This is a genomic window from Methylocaldum sp. (assembly GCF_035627495.1).
In the GTDB taxonomy this organism is placed as follows: Bacteria; Pseudomonadota; Gammaproteobacteria; order Methylococcales; family Methylococcaceae; genus Methylocaldum.
Genome location: NZ_DASPLO010000186.1, coordinates 1 through 18999 on the forward strand (window position 1 = coordinate 1; position 18999 = coordinate 18999).

Consider the following 18999-nt stretch of genomic DNA (forward strand, 5'->3'; position numbering starts at 1 on the left):
CTCCAGTTGTTCGCGTTCAGCGGGTGTGATGACCAGTTCGGCTTTCGGGCGGCCGTTTTTCATTGGGTATCTCCTCAAATCTAAAGACACCCAGAAATTAAGCAAGATTTATGCTACGTATTAATGGGACAGGACACTAGCAGCTCGACTTGACGGGCGATTTTAGCTGCATCCCACAGATCGTCGCTGTCCAGGAAGGCAAGCATATCGCCGCGCGCCACACGGGCGCCATAGTTCCGCGCCGCCGCCTGGCCGGCATTTGCCTGGCGCAGGACGGTGATGCGTTCGCCGTAGCCGTGAAGCAGGTCCGATGTTCCATCGGTGGAGCCGTCGTCCACGACAATGACCTCCAAGTTGTCGTAGGTTTGCGCGAGCACGCTGTCCAGAGTCTGTCTCAGGAAGGCCATGGCGTTGTACGCGGGGATGACCACGCTCACCAGTGGAGTGTCGGGGGTGGTTAGAGCGTCCTTCATCGGTCAGGCCCCAGCTGGTTGTGGCAGGTCTCCGACGTCGCGCCGTACTTGGCGCGGAAGTAGTCGATAGTCCTGCTCAGCCCATCTTCTAGGCGGGTGGTTGGCCGCCAATCGAGTTCTTGCCGAGCCAGTGTGATGTCCGGACAACGCCGCTGCGGGTCGTCCTTGGGCAAGGGCCTGTGGGTCAGCGGTGAGTTAGATCCGGCCAGGTCGAGAACCCGCTCCGCCAACGAACGCATGGTGTATTCCTCGGGATTGCCCAGGTTGACCGGACCGATGAACTCGTCCCTGGAGTCCATCAGCCTGACCAGCCCCTCCACCATGTCATCCACGTAACAGAAGGAACGGGTCTGGATACCGTCGCCATACAAGGTGATCGGCTCACCTGTCAGTGCCTGCATGATGAAATTGGACACTACCCGGCCGTCGTCCGGGTGCATGCGAGGGCCATAGGTGTTGAAGATGCGCGCTACCTTGATGCGCAGGCCATGCTGGCGGTGATAATCGAAAAATAGGGTCTCCGCGCAACGCTTACCTTCGTCGTAGCAGGCGCGTGGACCGATGGGGTTGACCCGTCCCCAGTAGCCTTCCTGCTGGGGGTGTATCTCGGGATCGCCATAGACTTCGCTAGTGGAAGCCAGCAAGATCTTCGCCCGCACCCGCTTGGCCAGACCCAGCATGTTTATAGAGCCGTGCACACTGGTTTTGGTGGTCTGCACCGGGTCGTTCTGATAATGCACGGGTGATGCGGGACACGCCAGGTTATAGATCTCGTCCATCTCCACATAGAGAGGAAATGTGATGTCGTGGCGCAGCAGCTCGAAGTGGGGGTGACCCAGCAAATGGGCGATGTTGTCGCGGGAGCCGGTATAGAAGTTGTCCACACACAGAATGTCGTGGCCCTCTGCCAACAGGCGCTCGCACAGGTGGGCGCCCATGAACCCCGCGCCGCCGGTGACCATAATCCGCTTACGGAGGTGGCAGCCGCGCTTCCTTGTCTTGCCCCGATCCAGCAGCAGGCCGGTTGCGGTCATCGGATGCGCTTCGCCGGTTGGACTGCCTTGACTAGGTACCTGACCGGTGCCATGGCTAACAGGCATTGCTTGCTGTCGTCGGGGATGATCAGGCCGCGCACGAGAAAGGTCTCCCGGTGATGCAAATGCCGTTGAATTAATCACCTGCTGATCGCTTGGACGTTTTGAATTGCTATTCATCCTATCTCCCTTAGAACTTTCTCGTAACTTAATCAGCTTTAGCGACGCTCCGCGTAACATCAGAGGCTGTGAAAAAACTAGTTTTTTCCGAAGATCACATTACTGCAGTTTATTGATATTTATGACTATCTATTTCGGATACGAGAGTTTTTTCAATCTTTCAATTAACAAAATAACCTAGCGCCACTTTGTTGTCTGTAAGCTTTTGCTTAAGGTTCCGTACGCCTACGCTTACAGGATGATGAGTGCGGATAACATGGGCTAACAACGCACACAGGACAGGATTTCGCGACTGCCTTCTTAGTCGTGGGGGCCTTTGTGAGTGTACGTGCCCAAATGGCATGAGCGACCTTGTTTATCCCTAGTGCATCCTTGTCCGTATAGATCGCGAGCGGTGCGGGAGTAGCGATGGCATCAGAGGCATTGACGCTGTCACTGGAAGCGGCGGTATTGATCCTCCGGGCAGACTCAACATGTAAGTCATAACCTACACATAAATCTGCCAGGGCTCACAAGCACTTGTGAATGGCTTCGGATAACGAAAAGAAAACCCAATTCACTTTCAAAGAGAAGGGGCAGGAGAAGGAGTCAGGCTTTCGTTTTTTGCCTACTATTCACCACGCGTCGAGCGGAATAGCAAAGCATATTCCGCCGCATGCTTGAAAGGTTCGCTTCCGGCCATGCTTCATGTCATCCAGAAGCCGCTCATTGACGGTTTTCGGCGTTTTCCATGTCCCTTAGCCGAATGGCTTCATCGAACAAGCGTTACTTTGACTTCACTGGATCCATTTTCAGTGTCGTCAAGCCTGATTCGTCTCGAACGAGTTCGAAATTGCTTTTCGAATCGGGGGTTCTACCTCCGTCGGCTCCGATCACTATGCAGCGCTGTTTAAACTCATCGAGTGATTTTTTGGCGAATGCCTCGGATTCATACGGCCCCATTACGCCTTCCCGCGTCAGAAAGAACCATTCAATCTGCCCCGTTGTATTGTTACGTTCCGAAAAAACACGATCAGCTTTAAACATTGCTTTTATTTATTGGAATGCCAAGTGTGGCCAACACTTCCAGCCAAGTGGCAACACCTGATTATTTAGCAACTGATTCCGGCAGATGCGCGAGAAATGACCCGCTAAATATAGCATAAGGCCCTTTCACTATGGTGGATTCGCCCCTCATGGAATGTGAAATGAACGGGGACACGAATTCCTTTATCTCCCGATAATCGTGCCTCACCCCATTGGTCTCTGACCCGCTGCACGGTGCAAAAATGCTCTGAACTCCCTCCACCGCCGGAAGAAACTTGTCGCTTATTGTGGTCCTAAGTAAGAATACCTTTTGTAGACAGGCGCTTGGTATCAGTGGCCGAGGGAAAGAGGTTGTCGGAGTCGGCATGAATCAACTGCCTACTTTCGTGATACTACACTTTAGCTGTCACACTCCGCCAATCCTTGATAAGGAGTTCAAACCCCCATGAATCGGCTGGTCCGAATCGCTAGAAACCCGTGGACACTAACCATTACGGCGGCGCTCATGTTCTATGCGCTGGTCGGGTTTTCACTAGTTCCTTATCTGGTGCAGCGTTATGTCCCGAAAATCGCCGCCGAGCAGCTTAAGCGGGATGCTTCCGTCGGTGAAGTCAACTTCAATCCGTTTTTGTTTGCCTTCGAAGCCCATGATTTTAACCTGAAGGACACGGATGGCCAGCCTGTCTTCCAATTTAGCCGACTGTTCATCGATTTCGAACTGGAAAGTATTTTCCGCCGGGCTTGGACTTTTGCCGATCTCCGCCTCGAAACTCCCGCGTTGAAAGCGGTCGTCGACCAAGAAGGAAAGCTTAATCTGGCCAAAATCGCCGAGATGCCGCCCAAGTCCGAAGAACCCGAACAACCCGACGAGGCCCTCCCCCGCCTTTTGCTCAAGCATCTCGCACTGACGAACGGGTCGGTGCAATATGCCGACTACTCCAAAGACACCGACATAACGGAGACGGTGAGCCCGATCGATTTGGAACTCAATACGCTCACGACCTTGCCGGAGAAGACCGGCACTTATGAACTCATTACCAAACTCCCAGACGGCGGAACGCTCGAATGGCGGGGAAATCTGTCGTTGGACCCGATCCGCTCGGACGGTGATCTACGGCTCGCTGCCTTCAACCTGGCTATTCCGTGGAAATTCCTCAAAGACCGCCTCAATTTGGCCGAACCGTCCGGTCAGGCCGCATTGTCGGCGCATTACCGGTACAGCCAAGACCGCGATAAAACCGAACTGTCCGTGAGCGACCTGGGGTTGACGCTATCGGAGCTGCGCTTCGCCATGCCCGATGCCGCCGATCCGATTCTGACTCTGGAAAACATCGAGGCCGGCAACGCCAGTTTTGACCTGGCCAACCGGAGAATCACCGTACCGTCGTTTGTTATCCAGAACGGCCAAGTCAACGCATCCGTCGATGGAACCGGCTCGTTGAACTGGCAAAATCTGGTGAAAGAGGAAACGAACGGTAGCCCTTCGAATCCGGCCGATCCGCCACCGGACGCCGCGCCCGAGATGCCTTGGAAGCTCACGGTCGGCAATTTCAAAATCGCCGATGTCGGTGTCGCTTATGCCGATGCCAGCCGCCGTTCACCTTATGTCGTTTCGGTTGACCGGCTTGGGCTCGATCTCAAAGCCGAAATGGAAACGGGCGCGGGTACGACAAAAGCCAATATCGATGGGTTCGCGGCCACTCTGAACGGAATCGCGCTCACCGAACCCGGCTCATCCGAGTCCTTGGCAGCTTGGGATGCGCTCGAACTGGCGGAGGGGCAACTGGATCTCGAAAAACGCGAAGCGATCATCGGGCGGGCCGCATTGAAAGGCGGCAACGCTCGAATCATTCGCGATAAGACCGGCACGATTCATTTGGCCGAACTTTTCGCCGCCAAGGGAGATGCAACCGCCGAAGCTCCCGCTGCTGAACCGCATGAGGAGCCGGAGGGACAGCCTTGGCGCTTTGCACTCAACGCGTTGGCACTCGAGGGATTTCGTCTCGGAATCGCCGACCACAGCTTGTCATCCGAAATTGCCTATGATTTCGAAGACATCAACATCGGCCTCAAAAACATCACCAACGACGGCGAGACGCCGGTCGCGTTCGACACAAACCTCAAGGTCAAGCAAGGCGGCGCACTGAAGGCGACGGGCACCGCATCTCCGAAAGGCGATCGAGCGGAAGCCAAGATTCAGGTCGACCGGGTAAATCTGAAAGCCCTGCACCCCTTGGTAACCGAGTTCGCCAAACTCAAACTCGAAAGCGGCGACTTTTCCAGCGTGCTGGACGTGGGATTTACCCAAGGTCAGAAAGGTCCATCGGTCAAAACCAAAGGCGTTCTGAGCGTCTCCGATCTGCTACTGAACGAGACCGAAAGCGGCAAACGCTTTCTGTCCTGGAAAAAACTGTCGGCAAACGAGATTGATTTTTCACTCGAACCTAATCGGCTGTCGATCAAAGATGTGCGAATCGACCAACCGGGATCGAAGATCACGATATTCGAAGACCGGTCGACGAATCTTGCCGCCATATTCAAAGAAAAGAGCCCTAAGCCTCCAGCCAAGAAAGCGGTCAAGACTGAAAAAACATCGCGGTCTGATTCGAAAAAGCCGTTTCCGGTCACCGTGGAGCGCGTCAGAGTCGACAACGGCATCGTCGATTTCAGCGATTTGAGCCTGGTCATTCCGTTTTCCACTCTTGTCCACGACTTCGATGGGACGATAACCGATATTTCGACGGCGGCTGCCGGTCGGACTCATTTGGCGTTCACCGGGCGCGTCGATGAGTTCGGCTCGGTCAAGGTTGACGGTGCACTGAATCCTATGCAGCAGAAAACGTTCAGCGACATTACGGTGGTCTTCCGCAATGTTTCGATGACATCGCTTTCGCCTTATAGTGCGACGTTCGCGGGACGCAAAATACAATCCGGCAAGCTCGACCTTGATCTGGAGTACAAGATCGAAGACAGCATGCTGAAAAGCGAGAACAAGATCGTTTTGGACAATTTCACCTTGGGTGAACGCGTCGAAAGTCCCAATGCCGTTTCCTTGCCCTTGGACCTCGCCGTAGCGGTACTTACCGACAGTCAAGGCCGAATCAACGTCTCGGTACCCGTGGAAGGCGATGTGGACAGCCCCAAATTCCGCTACGGGAAAGTGGTCTGGGAGGCCTTAGTTACCGTGCTGCAAAAAGCCGTAACCGCGCCCTTTCGGATGATCGGTTCGGTGTTCGCGGGCGGCGAGGAACACCCCGACACGGTGCTATTCGAGTCCGGCAGCGATACCTTGCCGCCGCCGGAGCGGGAAAAGCTCAAAAAAGTCGCGGAGGCGCTGGAAAAACGCCCCATGCTCAAGTTGACCATACATGGCCGGTTCGACCCCAAGCGCGACGGCGAGGCGCTGAGATCGCTACACGTGCGACAAGCCGTCGCGGAAAAACTGGATGTAGGTCTTAAACCTGGAGAAGATCCGGGGCCTCTGGCGTTCACCAATGCCAAGACCCAGCGCGCCTTGGAGGACCTCACGATCGAGCGTGGAGGCGCCAAGGCGCTGGAAGAGCTTCAGGCCGCTTACGAAAAGAAGACCGGAAGGAAACCGCAGCGAGTTAGCAGAGTGTTGGCTCTTTTAGGGCGGGGTAGCGAGGACCAGGATTTCTATGAACGCCTGTTCGAACATTTGGTCAGTACCGCCGCTCCCTTGGCGACATCCGAGCTCGAAGCCTTGGGAGACCGCCGGGCCAAAGCGATCCAGCAAGAGTTGATCGGCCTGCCCGGCGTCGATCGCACTCACATCGGCGCCGGAAAGGTCGAATCCACGTCGGACAACATCGACGGAAAGGTTCCGTCCCGGCTCGAACTGGGTGCGGTGGGCGGCTAAGGATTTCGCCGCCAATAACATCACATTCTCCTTGAAAACGATTGTAGGGCGGGTTAGGCGCGCATCGCACCGAATCTGGAAAGTTCCTGTGGTGTTTCCGCGCGCCGTAACCCACCAGGCAAGGCCGAGGAACCGGTGGGTTACGGCGCGTAGAGAGTCCTGCGGGCACGGAATGGCTCCGTGCGATGCGCGCCTAACCCACCCTACACCAGAAACACGAATCGGAACATTGTTTTCGGCCATATCTTAAGCGAAGGCCGGGCCGGAGGCGCGGAACGAAAATAACTGATGCGGCGCCTCAGAGACTGTTATGAATCGTCGTAGACGCTATCGCCGCATGTCCCGTGGCGACGCTGATCTGGTTGAGGGCACTGACGACGTCGCCCGCCGCGTATAAGCCCGGCACCGACGTCCGGAGATGATCGTCGACGATGAGATGACCTTCCGGGTCGCACTGTGCTCCGATTTGAATCGCCAGATCCGATCGGATAGCTGCCCCCAATGCGGAATACAAGGCATCGAAATAATGGGTTTGGCCGCTCTCCATTCGTATCGCCCCGATTTTCCCTTGCTCGAAGTAAACTTCGTCTATCGGCTCTTCGATCACTCGAATCCGGGCCTGACGTAAAGTTTCTCGGTCGTCATCGGTCAGCGCCATGTCCTTTCCGAGAGTCAGCAGGGTTAGGTCGGCGGTATAGCACCTTAAAAAGAGCGCCTCGCTGAGTCCCCCTTTTCCGGAACCGATCACCGCCACTTTTTTGTCAATGACTTCGTAGCCGTCGCAGATCGGGCAATGCCTGATGTATCCGCATCGGATTGCATCTTTCAAGTTCGGCAGAACCGGCTCGATATCGAGCACGCCTGTCGCCAGCAATACCGTCCGAGCTATGAGCCGGTCGTCTCCGCGCGTTGCTATAAAACCGTCGTCGACCTTTTCGATGCGAGTAACCACACCGGGAACGATGCTCGCGCCGTACCGCAAGGCCTGGGCGCGACACCGCGCCAGCAAGTCGCTCCCGGAAATTCCATCCGGGAAGCCGGGATAATTGTGCGAGACCGGAATAAGCGATGCCCGGCTGGCACCCGCGTCTACGGCTTTGATCTTGCGGCGGAAACGAGCGAGATAGATAGCAGCCGTCAGACCGGCTGGTCCCGCCCCCACGATCAGGCAATCGAGTCTCGTGCCGTTCATATCGCCCCTCCTTGTTCCGTACCGGCCGATGGCCCGCGTCCCCGATTGTGAGACCTCGAATTGAACAGGGCCGTTCCTTAGATTTATTTAATCGCCTTGTCCCGCCCAGTTCCTTAAACGCGTCGCATCCAGCACCTCCACCGTCTTGCCGTGGACCTGGATCATTCCGGCCTGCACCAGTTGTTGCAGGATGCGGGAAAAGGTCTCCGGGCGTACCGAAAGCCGAGAAGCCAGCACCTGCTTCGGCGTTTCCCACTGCACGGCGTAACTCGCACAGTTCCGGTCAGGCGCGGAACGGAGCAGGTGTTGGGCAACGCGCATCGTGGCGTTCTGCAGCGTCAATTCATCGATTTCCTGCAACAGTTGGTGCAGACGCTGGCTCATCCGGCCCAGTAATCGAAAGCAGACGGCGGGCGAGGTCTGCAATACGGTTCGGAACATCTTCATGTCGAACCCCCACAGCTCGCTGGGAACAATCGCGCGAGCACTGACCGGATAAAGATTGCCCTCCATGAACATCACCGCCTCGGCGAAAGACTGGCGGGGCTGAATGAGTTCGATGACCTTTTCCTCGCCCGCCGCCGAGAGCCGGGAAAGCTGGATCGCCCCCGTTTCCAAGATAAAGAAGCGGTTGGCCCGCTGGCCATGGCTGAAAAGCTCGTCTCCCGGCTCCAGTCGAACGACGGAAGCCGCGGCGATCACTTGCGTCAATTGAGGTTCTTCCAACTCGGCGAACAGCAGATGCTTGTACAGCCAATCGGGTACAGGTTTCTTCATAATATCTCCTGCGGGAACACGCTTGATCTACATCAAGGAGAAACGAACGGCCGGCCACTATGGTGTTCACCGTCCGAGTCGCTTTGACTGTCCATGCAAAGGAAAACACCATGTTTTGTTATCAATGCGAACAAACCACCCGCACCGATTCCGGCAACGGCTGTGCCAGCGCCAAAGGGGTCTGCGGCAAAGATCAAGTAACCGCCGATCTACAGGACCTTTTGGTTTACGGCGTGAAAGGTATCGCCCAGTATGCCCGCCGCGCCCGTGCTCTCGGGATCTCCGACCCCGAGGCGGACGGGTTCATACTCTATGCCATGTTCACTACCCTGACCAACGTCAACTTCAATCCCGCCCGTTTTATTGCCCTTATCCAAGAGGCCGCCCGCCTGCGCGACCGAATCAAGATGCGCTATGAAGAGGCGGCACGGCGTCAAGGCGCTGCGCCGGAGGCTTTGGATGGGCCCGCTGCTTGGCAGCCGGTGGAGGACATGGAAGGTTTGTTGGTGCAAGCCGCGTCGGCCGCCATAATCGCCGGCCGTGAACAAGTGGGCGATGATATCGTTGGCTTCAGGGCGATGATCCTCTACGGGCTGAAGGGCGTCGCTGCCTATGCCCATCATGCCCAGGTGCTGGGTTACGAAAGCGAGGATCTCTATGCGCGTTTCGAGGAATTGCTGGATTTTCTCGCCGGCGAACCCACCGATGCCGAGGCACTCCTGAACCAGGCGCTGGCCGTCGGTCAATTGAATTTAAAAGCGCTGGAACTCTTGGACGCCGCCAATACCGGCAGCTTCGGCCACCAGGAGCCGGCCAGCGTGCGGATGACGCCGATCAAAGGCAAGGCGATTCTGGTCAGCGGTCACGACCTGAAGGATTTGGCGGCGCTACTGGAGCAGACTCAGGGCAAAGGCATCAACGTCTACACCCATGGCGAACTGCTGCCGGCCCACGCCTATCCCAAACTGCGCGCCTATCCCCACCTGGTCGGCAATTACGGCGGCGCCTGGCAGGACCAAACCCGCGAATTCGCCGAGTTCCCGGGCCCGATTCTGATGACGTCCAATTGCCTGGTCGAACCTCACCCCCGCTACCGGCAGCGCATCTTCACCGCTGGACCGGTGGGCTGGCCCGGCGTGCGCCACATCGCCAACGGCGACTTCTCGGCGGTCATCCAAGCGGCGCTGGCCTTCCCCGGCTTTCAGGAAGACGCGCCGGAACAAACCGTCACCGTGGGATTTGGCCGCAACACGGTACTGGGAGTCGCCGATCAGGTCATCGATGCCGTCAAGAGCGGCGCCATCCGCCACTTCTTCCTGATCGGCGGATGTGACGGCGCGGCGCCGGGGCGCAATTACTACACCGATCTGGCGGACCGCGCGCCAGAGGACAGCGTCATCCTAACTCTGGGCTGCGGCAAATACCGCTTCAACCGGCACGAATTCGGCACCATCGGCGGCATTCCGCGCCTCCTGGATATCGGTCAGTGCAACGATGCCTATTCCGCCATTCAGATCGCCAGCGCCCTGGCCGAGGCGTTCGAATGCGGCGTGAACGACCTGCCGCTATCGCTCATGGTCTCCTGGTTCGAACAGAAAGCGGTGGCCGTACTGTTGACCCTGCTTTCCCTCGGCATTCGCGGCATCCGCCTCGGACCGAGCTTACCCGCTTTCCTGACCCCAGCGCTCCTGGAACAGCTCTCCGTACGCTTCGATCTGAGGCCGGCCACCACCGCCGAGGCCGACCTCGAGGCGGCGCTCGGCCGGGCGGCCTGAAACGGCATCGATGGGAGCGGGCTTTAGATCGCGACAAAATCCCCGACTAGCCCGCGGATCGATCGCGGTCTGAAGACTGCTCCCACCTAGAGCTTTCTTTTGGAGAACCTATGACCAACCATGCCATAACGCTCACCACCCGTGACGGCCAACAGGTTCATTTCACCTGCGAGACCGAACAGAATCTCCTCGTTGCCGCCGAGCAGGAGGGAATCGTACTACCGTCTCTGTGTCGGGACGGCGGATGCGGCGCGTGCCTCTGCATCTGTGTCGAAGGCGATTACCGTTTGGGCAGTTATAATCCCCAGGCACTGCCTCCGGACGCCGCAGCGCGCGGCGACTTGCTGCTCTGCCGGGCCCATCCACAAAGCGACCTCTCGCTTGAAGCGCCTTACGATTTCGACCGCATCCGCTTCGAAGTGCTAGCGGGCCGCGCCGCCGAAATCATCGACTTGATGCCCATCGCCGAACGCACTATCCGCTTGATGCTGCGGCTGCAACCGGACAGCAGCGGCGGGCAGGCTGCGGAATTCGAACCGGGCCAGTACATGAGCCTGGAAATTCCGAACTTAGGTATAAGCCGTGCCTACTCCATCGCCAATACGCCCAACTGGACCGGAGAACTGGAATTTCTGATCCGGCTGCAACCGGGCGGACGGTTCTCCACATATCTGGAGCGGGAGGCGAAAATCGGCCAGCGAATTGATGTATGCGGCCCCAGCGGCCATTTCGTCTTGCAGGCGCAAAGCCTACGACCCCGTTATTTTGTCGGGGGCGGCACCGGCTTGGCACCCATGCTCTCCATGCTGCGCCATATGGCCGAATTGGAGGAACCGCAACCGGTGCACCTTTATTTCGGTGTCAATCACGAAGCCGAATTGTTTTACCTCGACGAGCTTCGGAGCCTCACTCAAATCCTGCCCCACCTGAAGATTGATCTGTGCGTGTGGCGCGCGGGGGCTTCGTGGGACGGATTTCACGGCACTCCTGTGCAAGCCTTGCAACGCGACCTGGAGCAAGGCGGCCCTGCGCCTGATCTCTACCTGTGCGGTCCGCCCGCGCTGATCGATGCCGCGACGGAAACGGCGCGTTCCTTCGGGATTGCCGATGGACATATCTTCAGCGAACGGTTTTTGCCTTCGACCTAAAGCACCCGTTCATCGGCAAACAAGTATTTCGGCCAATGATACGAGAAGATACCTATTACCCGCTGCGCGGGGCGAGTCTAAATTACGGGGCAAAAGGGAAGTAGCGAGACTGGGTCAGGATGCACCCGTATATATGCCGCTCGGCGCGGCACGGATATTTTTGGCAACGTTCGTTTCCGGAAAAATCATCGCGCCATCACTATGGGCGTGACGATTTAACGCGTCCGTTGACCAGGCCGCTTGGACCACAACCGGGCGCCGGTCAAGTCCTGGCGTCGGTCAGCACCCGCTCGATTTCTTCCGAGCGGTCCACTTTATACCGGCTACGGGCCGATTGGGGCTGGACGGAAAAGCGTCCGAGCTTCGGCGATTGCTGTGCGCCCAATCTCTCCCTCGTTTCCCGGCTAACAAATCAAACAAACGGCCCAAACGGCTACGATTGTGCCCGCTTCCGGATATCAACGTGCCGCATAGCCATCTCTCCTTCGAACTCCCTTAACCAGTGCCACTGAATCATCTCACAGGGATGTATTAGATGCTCCACGATTCCCATTCGAGTACTGACGTTCCGCGTTTTCTTCAACGTCCAATTTTCTTTCTGCTGCACTATATCGCCAAGCGCCCATGGCATTTTGCCGGTCTATTGGCATTGGTGATGGCGGCGGCGGCTTGTGCGATCGCCGTACAGATCGGCATGAAACTCCTCGTGGACGCGATGGCCGATCCCGGCCGAAGCCGATTCGCCGTGTGGACACCGCTCGGATTGTTCATTGCACTCGTAGCCGTTGAGAACGTGTTCTGGCGTCTCGGTGGCTGGCTGGGCTGCCGAACCGTGGTGGGCGTCGGCGTAGATGTACGCTTGGATCTTTTCGATCACCTTTCCGGCCATCCGATGCATTACTTCAACGACCACATGGTGGGTTCCCTCGGCAACCGTGTCACCGAAACCGCTGGCGCCACGGGAGCCTTGATCAGCATCTTCGCCTGGGACATCGTGCCGCCCTGCACCGATTTTCTCGGTGCCGTGATCGTACTTGCCACGGTCGACTGGCGCATGGGCGCGGTGCTCACCGCCTTTGTCGCGGTAGTAGCGGGTGGCGTGGTTCTATTCGGACAGAAGGGACGGCCGTATCACCGAGCTTTCGCTGAGCAGGCCGCACGAGTCGGCGGCGAACTGGTCGACGTGGTCACCAATATTTGGGCCGTGAAAGCCTTCGCGGCACGCTCTCGGGAGAAGACCCGGCTGGCCGAAAAGTTTGCCGTGGAAGCGAATGCGCAGCGCCGGAGTTGGATGTATCTCGAGAAGACCCGGGTGCTTCACGATCTGCTCCTGTGGATCATGGCCGGATCGATGCTGGCCTGGGCGATTTACCTTTGGAGCGAGAGCCGGATCACGCCCGGCGACGTGGTGCTGGTAAGCGCCCTCACCTTCCGCATTTTGCACGGTTCGCGGGATTTGGCCTTCGCATTGGTCGGCACGACCCAGCATCTGGGCCTCATCGCCGAGACCTTGCGCGACGTGGGCCAGGCTCACGCGGTAGCGGATGCTCCCGATTCAAGCCCATTCATTGCCTTGGGCGGATCAATCGATTTCGAGAACGTGACCTTCGCGTATGCGGACGGTAATCGAGTATTCCGTGATTTTTCCGTGCATATCCCGGCGGGCCAACGGATTGGCATCGTTGGGCCGTCCGGCGCCGGAAAGTCCACGCTGGTTGGCCTGGTACAGCGTTTGGACGATGTGCAGAAGGGGCGCATCCTGATCGACGGCCAGTGCATCACTTGTGTGACGCAAGATACCCTGCGTGCGGCGATCGCCGTGGTGCCGCAGGAAATCTCGCTATTCCACCGGTCGATAATGGAAAACATCCGGTACGGCCGTCCCGAGTCATCCGACGAGGAGGTAATTTCAGCAGCGCGCAGCGCCTACTGCGACGACTTTATTCAAAGCTTACCGGAAGGCTACGGCACACTGGTCGGCGAACGAGGCGTGAAGCTGTCCGGCGGTCAACGCCAGCGTATCGGCATCGCCCGCGCCTTTCTCAAGAATGCCCCGATTATCATTCTGGACGAGGCTACATCCGCGCTGGATACGGAATGCGAACTCGAGGTTCAGCACGCGCTCAATAAGCTGATGCGTGGGCGCACGGTATTGGCCGTCGCGCACCGCCTGTCTACCTTGGCTTCGTTCGACCGTATCATCGTGCTGATCGAAGGATGTATCGTGGAGGACGGCCATCCGGCTGAACTCCGGCGCAAGCGGGGCATCTTCGACACCATGTGGCGGCTCCAGACGGAAGGCTCCCCCATCGACGACGTTATCGGTCAAAGTCTCCGAGCCTGATAAAAGCGGGCGATCAAATGTCCAGAAGTCTTTTAGGCGGCATGGTTAAAGGGCAGCTTTGACCTCATGTCCCTTTGCCCGTCGTAATAAAAGCCCTTCCTTCACTAGCGCCGTTTCAAAGTCCGAAAAATCTCGAAAAGATCCACCCGCCTCTGCCCAGAGTTCCTGTAATCGTGCCAGCGCCCGCTCGTTCTCGCCTGACTCATCGGGTAGAAAACTCAGCGATTTGGCGGCGTCGATAGCAAGATCGGACAGTTTCGGCGCCGCCTTAGGCCATATTTCACGTAATTCCCGCAAAAAGATATTGACTGTCGTCGGCCCTATGCCTTTCGCTAACGTGCCTAGCTTCTTTTCGAGGTCCTCGGCAGACTCAGCCTCCGAATGCAGCGTGCCGAGGCTTCCCTGATAGTGCTCGAGCAGGGACCGGGACATATCCAACAACTTCGTGGCGGTTTTAAAATCATAACGGGCATAGCCACCCGCATCCAGTACCGCCACTAACCCGTTCCAACCACACTCGACAATGGCTTCGGGCGTTGTCAGCTTCTTTTCGGCAAAAGCCCGGTAAGTGCGTGCCGCAAGCTGTCCGGAGATTCGCGCTCCGAATAAAACGGCTGCAAGAAACCATTTAAAGAGTTCGCCCTCGTCTCCTTCGGAAACATCGATCTCTAATTCGGCCGAGAAGCGGCCGCCACGAGCAGTGACCAAAGCGGCGGGAGACGAATATCCGACTTCCGTTTGCCCCAATTTGGACATATCCCTACCAGCCTCGCTATACACGGCTTGCACAATCCTGTAGCGCCAGATACAAGCCTTGGACGACCTCCGCAAAGTGGCCGTAATGGAGCTTCTCAGGCAGGTCTCCGGCGGTGTGGTACCAGGGATTTCGGTAAAAAGCGGTGTCCGTTACCATGATCGCCGAATAGCCCTGCCGCCAAAAGGAAAAATGGTCGCTTAGCGCGACACCCGGCAAGAAAAGTGGAGCCGCAAGATGCTCGAGCGGAAATTCCGAATGCCGGCGAAACGCATCCACGAGGCGCTGCAAGCTGCTCCGCGAATCTCGGTTGGATACGAATGCAATGAAATTGGCGCGATCGGGATAGATGTACTTGAGCAGGGCCGGATATCGTTGGCTATTGGGCGTATCGTAATAGCAACCCAGCATCTCCAGCGAAACCATGAAGCGGATTTGGTCGCCGCGCTGCTTGGCGGTTTTGGCGTAAATCAAGCTGCCCATGTGCCGTCCCGCGAAGAATGGCGGTTCCTCGTTCACAAACGATACGAATCGTATAGTCCGGGCACAATCGCTTTTCGAAAACAGACGGGCTAGCTCGATCAGCGCCGCCACGCCGCTGGCGTTATCGTCCGCACCGGGACTCCCGAATACGGTATCGTAGTGAGCGCCGACCAGAATCATATCGTCCGGAAAGCGGCTTCCATACCGTGTTGCCTCGAGATTGGCGCAATCTATTCCTTCCACGGTATACGGCAGACGGTTTACCGAATAACCCTGACCTTCCCATTGCTGCGCAATATACTGTTCCGCTGCATGCAATGCCGCCGGCAACATCACGTTTCGCTCACCTATTTGATCGGCCAGAGCGTAAACGTGCGTTTTCAATCCATCGGACACCTTTTCCATCGCTTGAGCTCTCGACTCGTGCAGAGGTCCCTTTGAACGCTTCTCCAATTTCGATCAGAGAGCATCCAGGAAAGTTGCCGGACTGCTTTTCGGATTGGGTTCGACTATCGGCTACTTGGCGAACAAGTCTCGGCTTCCGCTTGGATAATTCGGATGTCTGAAGCGATCAATCACGCAAACCCGGCATCTGAGCACAGTTGGTCTTGATATTTAAGCCATGCCATGGCCCGTGGGGGTTAAGGCTTGGGTCCACAAGACGACGACAGGTGTCTCGAAAAAAATAAAGCCGCTCACGCGGCCTTATTTTTAGTTGGGTTAAGTCCTTTCAAGGCCGTTCGTCAACGGCACCTTCTTTCTCCGGCAGGAGCAAATCCGCACGGCTGACGCCCAACGCCATCGCCACAGGGCACGCCACCAGCACAGAGGAATAGATGCCGAAGACGATACCGATGGTCAAAGCCAAGGAGAAATTGTGTAACACTTCGCCGCCGAAGAAAAACATCGCCAGCACCATCAACTGGGTCATCGAATGCGTAATGATTGTGCGGGACATGGTCGCGGTTATAGCGTTATCGATGACCTCCGACACGCTCGCCCGACGCATTTTGCGAAAATTTTCCCGGACTCGGTCGAACACTACCACCGATTCGTTCACCGAATACCCCAGAATGGCCAGGACGCCGGCAAGAACGCTTAGAGTGAACTCCCATTGGAAAAAAGCGAACATGCCGAGAATGATGACGATATCGTGCATGTTGGCGATGATGGCGGCTACCGCGAAACGCCATGTAAAACGCAAAGCTAGGTAGATCATAATGCCGGCGATCACCAGCATAAGCGCCAAACCGCCGCTCTCATACAGTTCCTGTCCCACCTGCGGTCCAACGAATTCGACACGGCGCAACTCGGCAGCGGAATCCTGAGCTTTTAGGGCTGAAAACACCTGTTCACTCAGCTTGGTACTGTTGGTTTCTCCCTTAAGCGGCACACGAATCAGCACATCCTTGGAAGTACCGAAACTTTGCACCGCGACCTCGGCTACCTCCTCAGCTTCCAGCGTTTTTCGTATCGCATCGAGGTTGGCGGGCTGCGGATAACTAACCTCTATTAGCATCCCGCCGGTGAAATCGATGCCTAGATTAAGGCCCTTGAAGCCAAGAGCGAGGATGGCAAAGATGAACGTGACCAAGGAAATGGTAGTTGTTAGCTTCCCGTACTTCATGAACGGGATATCATGCTTAATCTTGAAAAATTCCATGGATACTGCCCTCAGACTGCAAGTTTGGCCAATTTGCGCTGTCGGCCATAGGTGAGGTTGGCGAGCGCCCGCGATACCACAACGGCACTGAACATGGAAGTCAGGATGCCGATGCACAACACGGCTGCGAAGCCACGTACCGGCCCCGCCCCCAATATGAACAGCGAGATACCCGCGACGAAAGTGGTGACGTTGGAGTCGAGAATGGTGGCGAAAGCCCGATCATAGCCAGCATAAATGGCTGCTTGGGGCGTGACGCCGGCCCTGAGTTCTTCGCGAATGCGCTCATTGATGAGCACGTTGGCGTCGATGGCCATACCGACCGTTAGGGCGATACCGGCCAGCCCGGGAAGAGTCAAGGTCGCCTGCATGAGGGATAATACAGCCACCAGCAAGAGCACGTTCACGCTCAGCGCCAAGATGGAAAAGACTCCGAACACACGGTAATACATGATCATAAACACGGCGATGGCGATGAAACCGTAGCCGTTGGACTTGACCCCTCTCTCGATGTTCTCTTGGCCTAGGCTCGGACCGACTGTGCGTTCTTCGACGATATCGACCGGCGCGGCCAGAGCCCCGGCCCGCAACAGCAACGCAAGATTACGGGCTTCTTCCGTGCTATCTAAACCGGTAATTTGGAAGCGCTTGCTAAACCGGTCTCGGATGGTCGCGACGTTGATGACTTCTTCGACCGTTTTCTTGGTGACCACTTTCTGGCCGTTGACGTCCCTGGTTTCCGTCTTGTTTTCGATATACACGACCGCCATCGGCTTGCCGATGTTCTCGCGGGTGATATCGGCCATTTTGCGTGCGCCTATGCCGTTCAACGTAACGAACACGGCCGCCGAACCGGATTGGGAATCGAGCCCCGAAGAGGCGTCGACGATCTGGTCTCCAGTCACGATGATCTTGCGCTGCAGCAAGATGGGCTTGCCGCTTCGATCCCGGTAGAGCTTCGCGCCCAGCGGCGTTTTGCCTTCTTCCAAGCCCTGAACACTATGCTCGGTATCCACCAAGCGAAATTCTAGCGTCGCGGTTGCGCCAAGAATCTCCTTGGCGCGGGCGGTATCCTGAACACCGGGCAACTGGACCACGATACGGTCTTCACCCTGCTGCTGAATGACCGGTTCGGCGACGCCCAATTCGTTTATGCGATTACGCAAGGTCGTGATGTTCTGCGCCACCGCCAGACGACGGATCTCCCGACGTTCGGACTCCGACAACTTGGCCCGCACCACATTTTGATCCTCGTTAAGCTCCAAGCCGCGAAGTTCCCGCCGCATGACGTCCATCGCTTGGGCCAGCGTTTGCCCATCCTGGAACTTCACTTCAATGAACTGATTGTCCCGATCGACAGACAGATAACGAATCTTGCTTTCCCGTAACAGCGAACGGATATCCTCGGCATAACGCTCTTCCGCTTGACGGACGGCCGCGTCCATATCCACCTGCATCAAAAAGTGCACGCCGCCCCGCAAGTCCAACCCCAGATACATGGGCCGCGCATTGATCGCCCTAAGCCAACCCGGTGTGGAAGGCGCCAGGTTAAGCGCTACCGTGTAGTTATCTCCCAAAGATCCGGTGAGCAAATCGGCTGCTTTGAGTTGGGTATCGGTTTCAGTAAAACGCACCAGAAGCCGCTTCTCTGACAACTCTAGCGACTTCGGTTTCATCCCCGCGTCGGCCAGCAGTTTTTCGACTTGGACGCGAGTGGCTTGATCCAGCTTAGCGCTCCGCAAGGGCGAAAGCTGCACGGATGGATCCTCGCCAAAAAAATTGGGCAGCGAGTAAATCGTCGCCAGCGCCAATACGGCAATAATCAGAAGGTTTTTCCAAAGTGGAAAGCGGTTTCGCATGGTAGCTGCCTATGAGGCGCGATGCTCGGTAATCGCATCCGCCGGTGAATTTATTGCTTAGCCTTTTATTTTTCGGCTCTCTTCTTAGCCTTATAAGTACCCTTCGGCATCAGCGATGCAATGGCGTGGCGTTGAACGTAGACGTAAACGTTATCGGCCACTTCCAACTGAACGAAGTTATCGTCCAAATCCGCTACCTTGCCCAATAGCCCGCCGTTAGTCACTATTTCGCTACCCTTGGTTAGCGCCTGGATCATCTTTTTTTGCTCTTTCGCCCGCCGTTGTTGGGGTAGGACAAATAAGAAAAAGAAAATCAGCAAAATAGCCAGCGGTAAAATGAGGCCAGCCAGTCCCGGCTCTTGCTGGGCCGGCGCGGCTTGAGCAAATGCATCGGAAATGAAGAAATTCATA

14 protein-coding genes are annotated in these 18999 nt (G+C 56.8%); 4 read left to right on the forward strand and 10 right to left on the reverse strand.

What is annotated here, in order from left to right; translation table 11 throughout:
• Positions 1-113: 113 nt before the first annotated feature.
• Both VEB01_RS17265 and VEB01_RS17270 read right to left on the reverse strand, forming a co-directional pair.
• On the reverse strand, positions 114-473 hold the full coding sequence (locus VEB01_RS17265) for a glycosyltransferase family 2 protein (RefSeq protein WP_324877592.1): 360 nt from the start codon (positions 471-473) through the stop codon (positions 114-116).
• The gene (locus VEB01_RS17270) at positions 470-1573 is read right to left on the reverse strand and encodes a UDP-glucuronic acid decarboxylase family protein (protein WP_324877594.1); all 1104 of its coding nucleotides are present in this window, start codon (positions 1571-1573) and stop codon (positions 470-472) included. The genes VEB01_RS17265 and VEB01_RS17270 overlap by 4 nt, the downstream gene beginning before the upstream one ends.
• A 1585-nt stretch (positions 1574-3158) precedes the next feature.
• On the opposite strand from VEB01_RS17270, the gene VEB01_RS17275 reads away from it, so the two are divergent.
• Positions 3159-6593, forward strand: a complete 3435-nt coding sequence (locus tag VEB01_RS17275; protein ID WP_324877596.1) for a DUF748 domain-containing protein — start codon at positions 3159-3161, stop codon at positions 6591-6593.
• Positions 6594-6891: 298 nt separating this feature from the next.
• On the opposite strand, the gene VEB01_RS17280 is transcribed toward VEB01_RS17275, so the two are convergent.
• Entirely contained in the window at positions 6892-7785 is an 894-nt protein-coding gene (locus VEB01_RS17280; RefSeq protein WP_324877597.1) for an NAD(P)/FAD-dependent oxidoreductase, read from the reverse strand.
• Positions 7786-7872: 87 nt separating this feature from the next.
• On the reverse strand, positions 7873-8562 hold the full coding sequence (locus tag VEB01_RS17285; RefSeq protein ID WP_324877599.1) for a Crp/Fnr family transcriptional regulator: 690 nt from the start codon (positions 8560-8562) through the stop codon (positions 7873-7875).
• Between the two features lie 110 nt (positions 8563-8672).
• Between VEB01_RS17285 and hcp the strand changes: the two genes are divergently transcribed.
• Together hcp and VEB01_RS17295 are read left to right on the forward strand one after the other, a co-directional pair.
• Positions 8673-10337 carry a hydroxylamine reductase gene (gene hcp, locus VEB01_RS17290; protein ID WP_324877601.1) on the forward strand — a complete coding sequence of 555 codons (1665 nt, stop codon included), beginning with the start codon at positions 8673-8675 and terminating at the stop codon, positions 10335-10337.
• A 110-nt stretch (positions 10338-10447) separates the two neighbouring features.
• Positions 10448-11485 carry a 2Fe-2S iron-sulfur cluster binding domain-containing protein gene (locus tag VEB01_RS17295; RefSeq protein ID WP_324877602.1) on the forward strand — a complete coding sequence of 346 codons (1038 nt, stop codon included), beginning with the start codon at positions 10448-10450 and terminating at the stop codon, positions 11483-11485.
• A 262-nt stretch (positions 11486-11747) separates the two neighbouring features.
• Here the strand turns inward: VEB01_RS17295 and VEB01_RS17300 are convergent, their stop codons facing one another.
• A complete protein-coding gene (locus tag VEB01_RS17300) occupies positions 11748-11870 on the reverse strand; it encodes a hypothetical protein (protein ID WP_324877604.1) in 123 nt (40 codons plus the stop codon).
• A gap of 150 nt (positions 11871-12020) precedes the next feature.
• Here VEB01_RS17300 and VEB01_RS17305 point away from each other — a divergent pair, with 150 nt between their 5' ends.
• On the forward strand, positions 12021-13829 hold the full coding sequence (locus tag VEB01_RS17305) for an ABC transporter ATP-binding protein (protein ID WP_324877606.1): 1809 nt from the start codon (positions 12021-12023) through the stop codon (positions 13827-13829).
• 45 nt (positions 13830-13874) lie between these two features.
• On the opposite strand, the gene VEB01_RS17310 is transcribed toward VEB01_RS17305, so the two are convergent.
• The 5 genes from VEB01_RS17310 to yajC all read right to left on the reverse strand — a co-directional run bounded on the left by VEB01_RS17310 (position 13875) and on the right by yajC (position 18998).
• Positions 13875-14327: a hypothetical protein gene (locus VEB01_RS17310; protein WP_324877607.1), complete on the reverse strand. Its 453-nt coding sequence runs from the start codon at positions 14325-14327 to the stop codon at positions 13875-13877.
• Positions 14328-14601: 274 nt separating this feature from the next.
• Positions 14602-15471, reverse strand: a complete 870-nt coding sequence (locus VEB01_RS17315; protein ID WP_324877609.1) for a M28 family peptidase — start codon at positions 15469-15471, stop codon at positions 14602-14604.
• Positions 15472-15796: 325 nt separating this feature from the next.
• Entirely contained in the window at positions 15797-16729 is a 933-nt protein-coding gene (secF, locus tag VEB01_RS17320; protein ID WP_324877611.1) for a protein translocase subunit SecF, read from the reverse strand.
• An 11-nt stretch (positions 16730-16740) separates the two neighbouring features.
• Positions 16741-18588 carry a protein translocase subunit SecD gene (gene secD, locus VEB01_RS17325; RefSeq protein ID WP_324877613.1) on the reverse strand — a complete coding sequence of 616 codons (1848 nt, stop codon included), beginning with the start codon at positions 18586-18588 and terminating at the stop codon, positions 16741-16743.
• 65 nt (positions 18589-18653) lie between these two features.
• Entirely contained in the window at positions 18654-18998 is a 345-nt protein-coding gene (gene yajC / locus VEB01_RS17330; protein ID WP_324877614.1) for a preprotein translocase subunit YajC, read from the reverse strand.
• Position 18999: the final 1 nt, after the last annotated feature.

What these genes read in the sequence shown, in the direction of transcription:
- VEB01_RS17265 (WP_324877592.1), bottom strand. Translation starts at nt 473, where the DNA reads ATGAAGGACGCTCTAACCACCCCCGACACTCCACTGGTGAGCGTGGTC.
- VEB01_RS17270 (WP_324877594.1), bottom strand. Translation starts at nt 1,573, where the DNA reads ATGCCTGTTAGCCATGGCACCGGTCAGGTACCTAGTCAAGGCAGTCCA.
- VEB01_RS17275 (WP_324877596.1), top strand. Translation starts at nt 3,159, where the DNA reads ATGAATCGGCTGGTCCGAATCGCTAGAAACCCGTGGACACTAACCATT.
- VEB01_RS17280 (WP_324877597.1), bottom strand. Translation starts at nt 7,785, where the DNA reads ATGAACGGCACGAGACTCGATTGCCTGATCGTGGGGGCGGGACCAGCC.
- VEB01_RS17285 (WP_324877599.1), bottom strand. Translation starts at nt 8,562, where the DNA reads ATGAAGAAACCTGTACCCGATTGGCTGTACAAGCATCTGCTGTTCGCC.
- hcp (WP_324877601.1), top strand. Translation starts at nt 8,673, where the DNA reads ATGTTTTGTTATCAATGCGAACAAACCACCCGCACCGATTCCGGCAAC.
- VEB01_RS17295 (WP_324877602.1), top strand. Translation starts at nt 10,448, where the DNA reads ATGACCAACCATGCCATAACGCTCACCACCCGTGACGGCCAACAGGTT.
- VEB01_RS17305 (WP_324877606.1), top strand. Translation starts at nt 12,021, where the DNA reads ATGCTCCACGATTCCCATTCGAGTACTGACGTTCCGCGTTTTCTTCAA.
- VEB01_RS17315 (WP_324877609.1), bottom strand. Translation starts at nt 15,471, where the DNA reads ATGGAAAAGGTGTCCGATGGATTGAAAACGCACGTTTACGCTCTGGCC.
- secF (WP_324877611.1), bottom strand. Translation starts at nt 16,729, where the DNA reads ATGGAATTTTTCAAGATTAAGCATGATATCCCGTTCATGAAGTACGGG.
- secD (WP_324877613.1), bottom strand. Translation starts at nt 18,588, where the DNA reads ATGCGAAACCGCTTTCCACTTTGGAAAAACCTTCTGATTATTGCCGTA.
- yajC (WP_324877614.1), bottom strand. Translation starts at nt 18,998, where the DNA reads ATGAATTTCTTCATTTCCGATGCATTTGCTCAAGCCGCGCCGGCCCAG.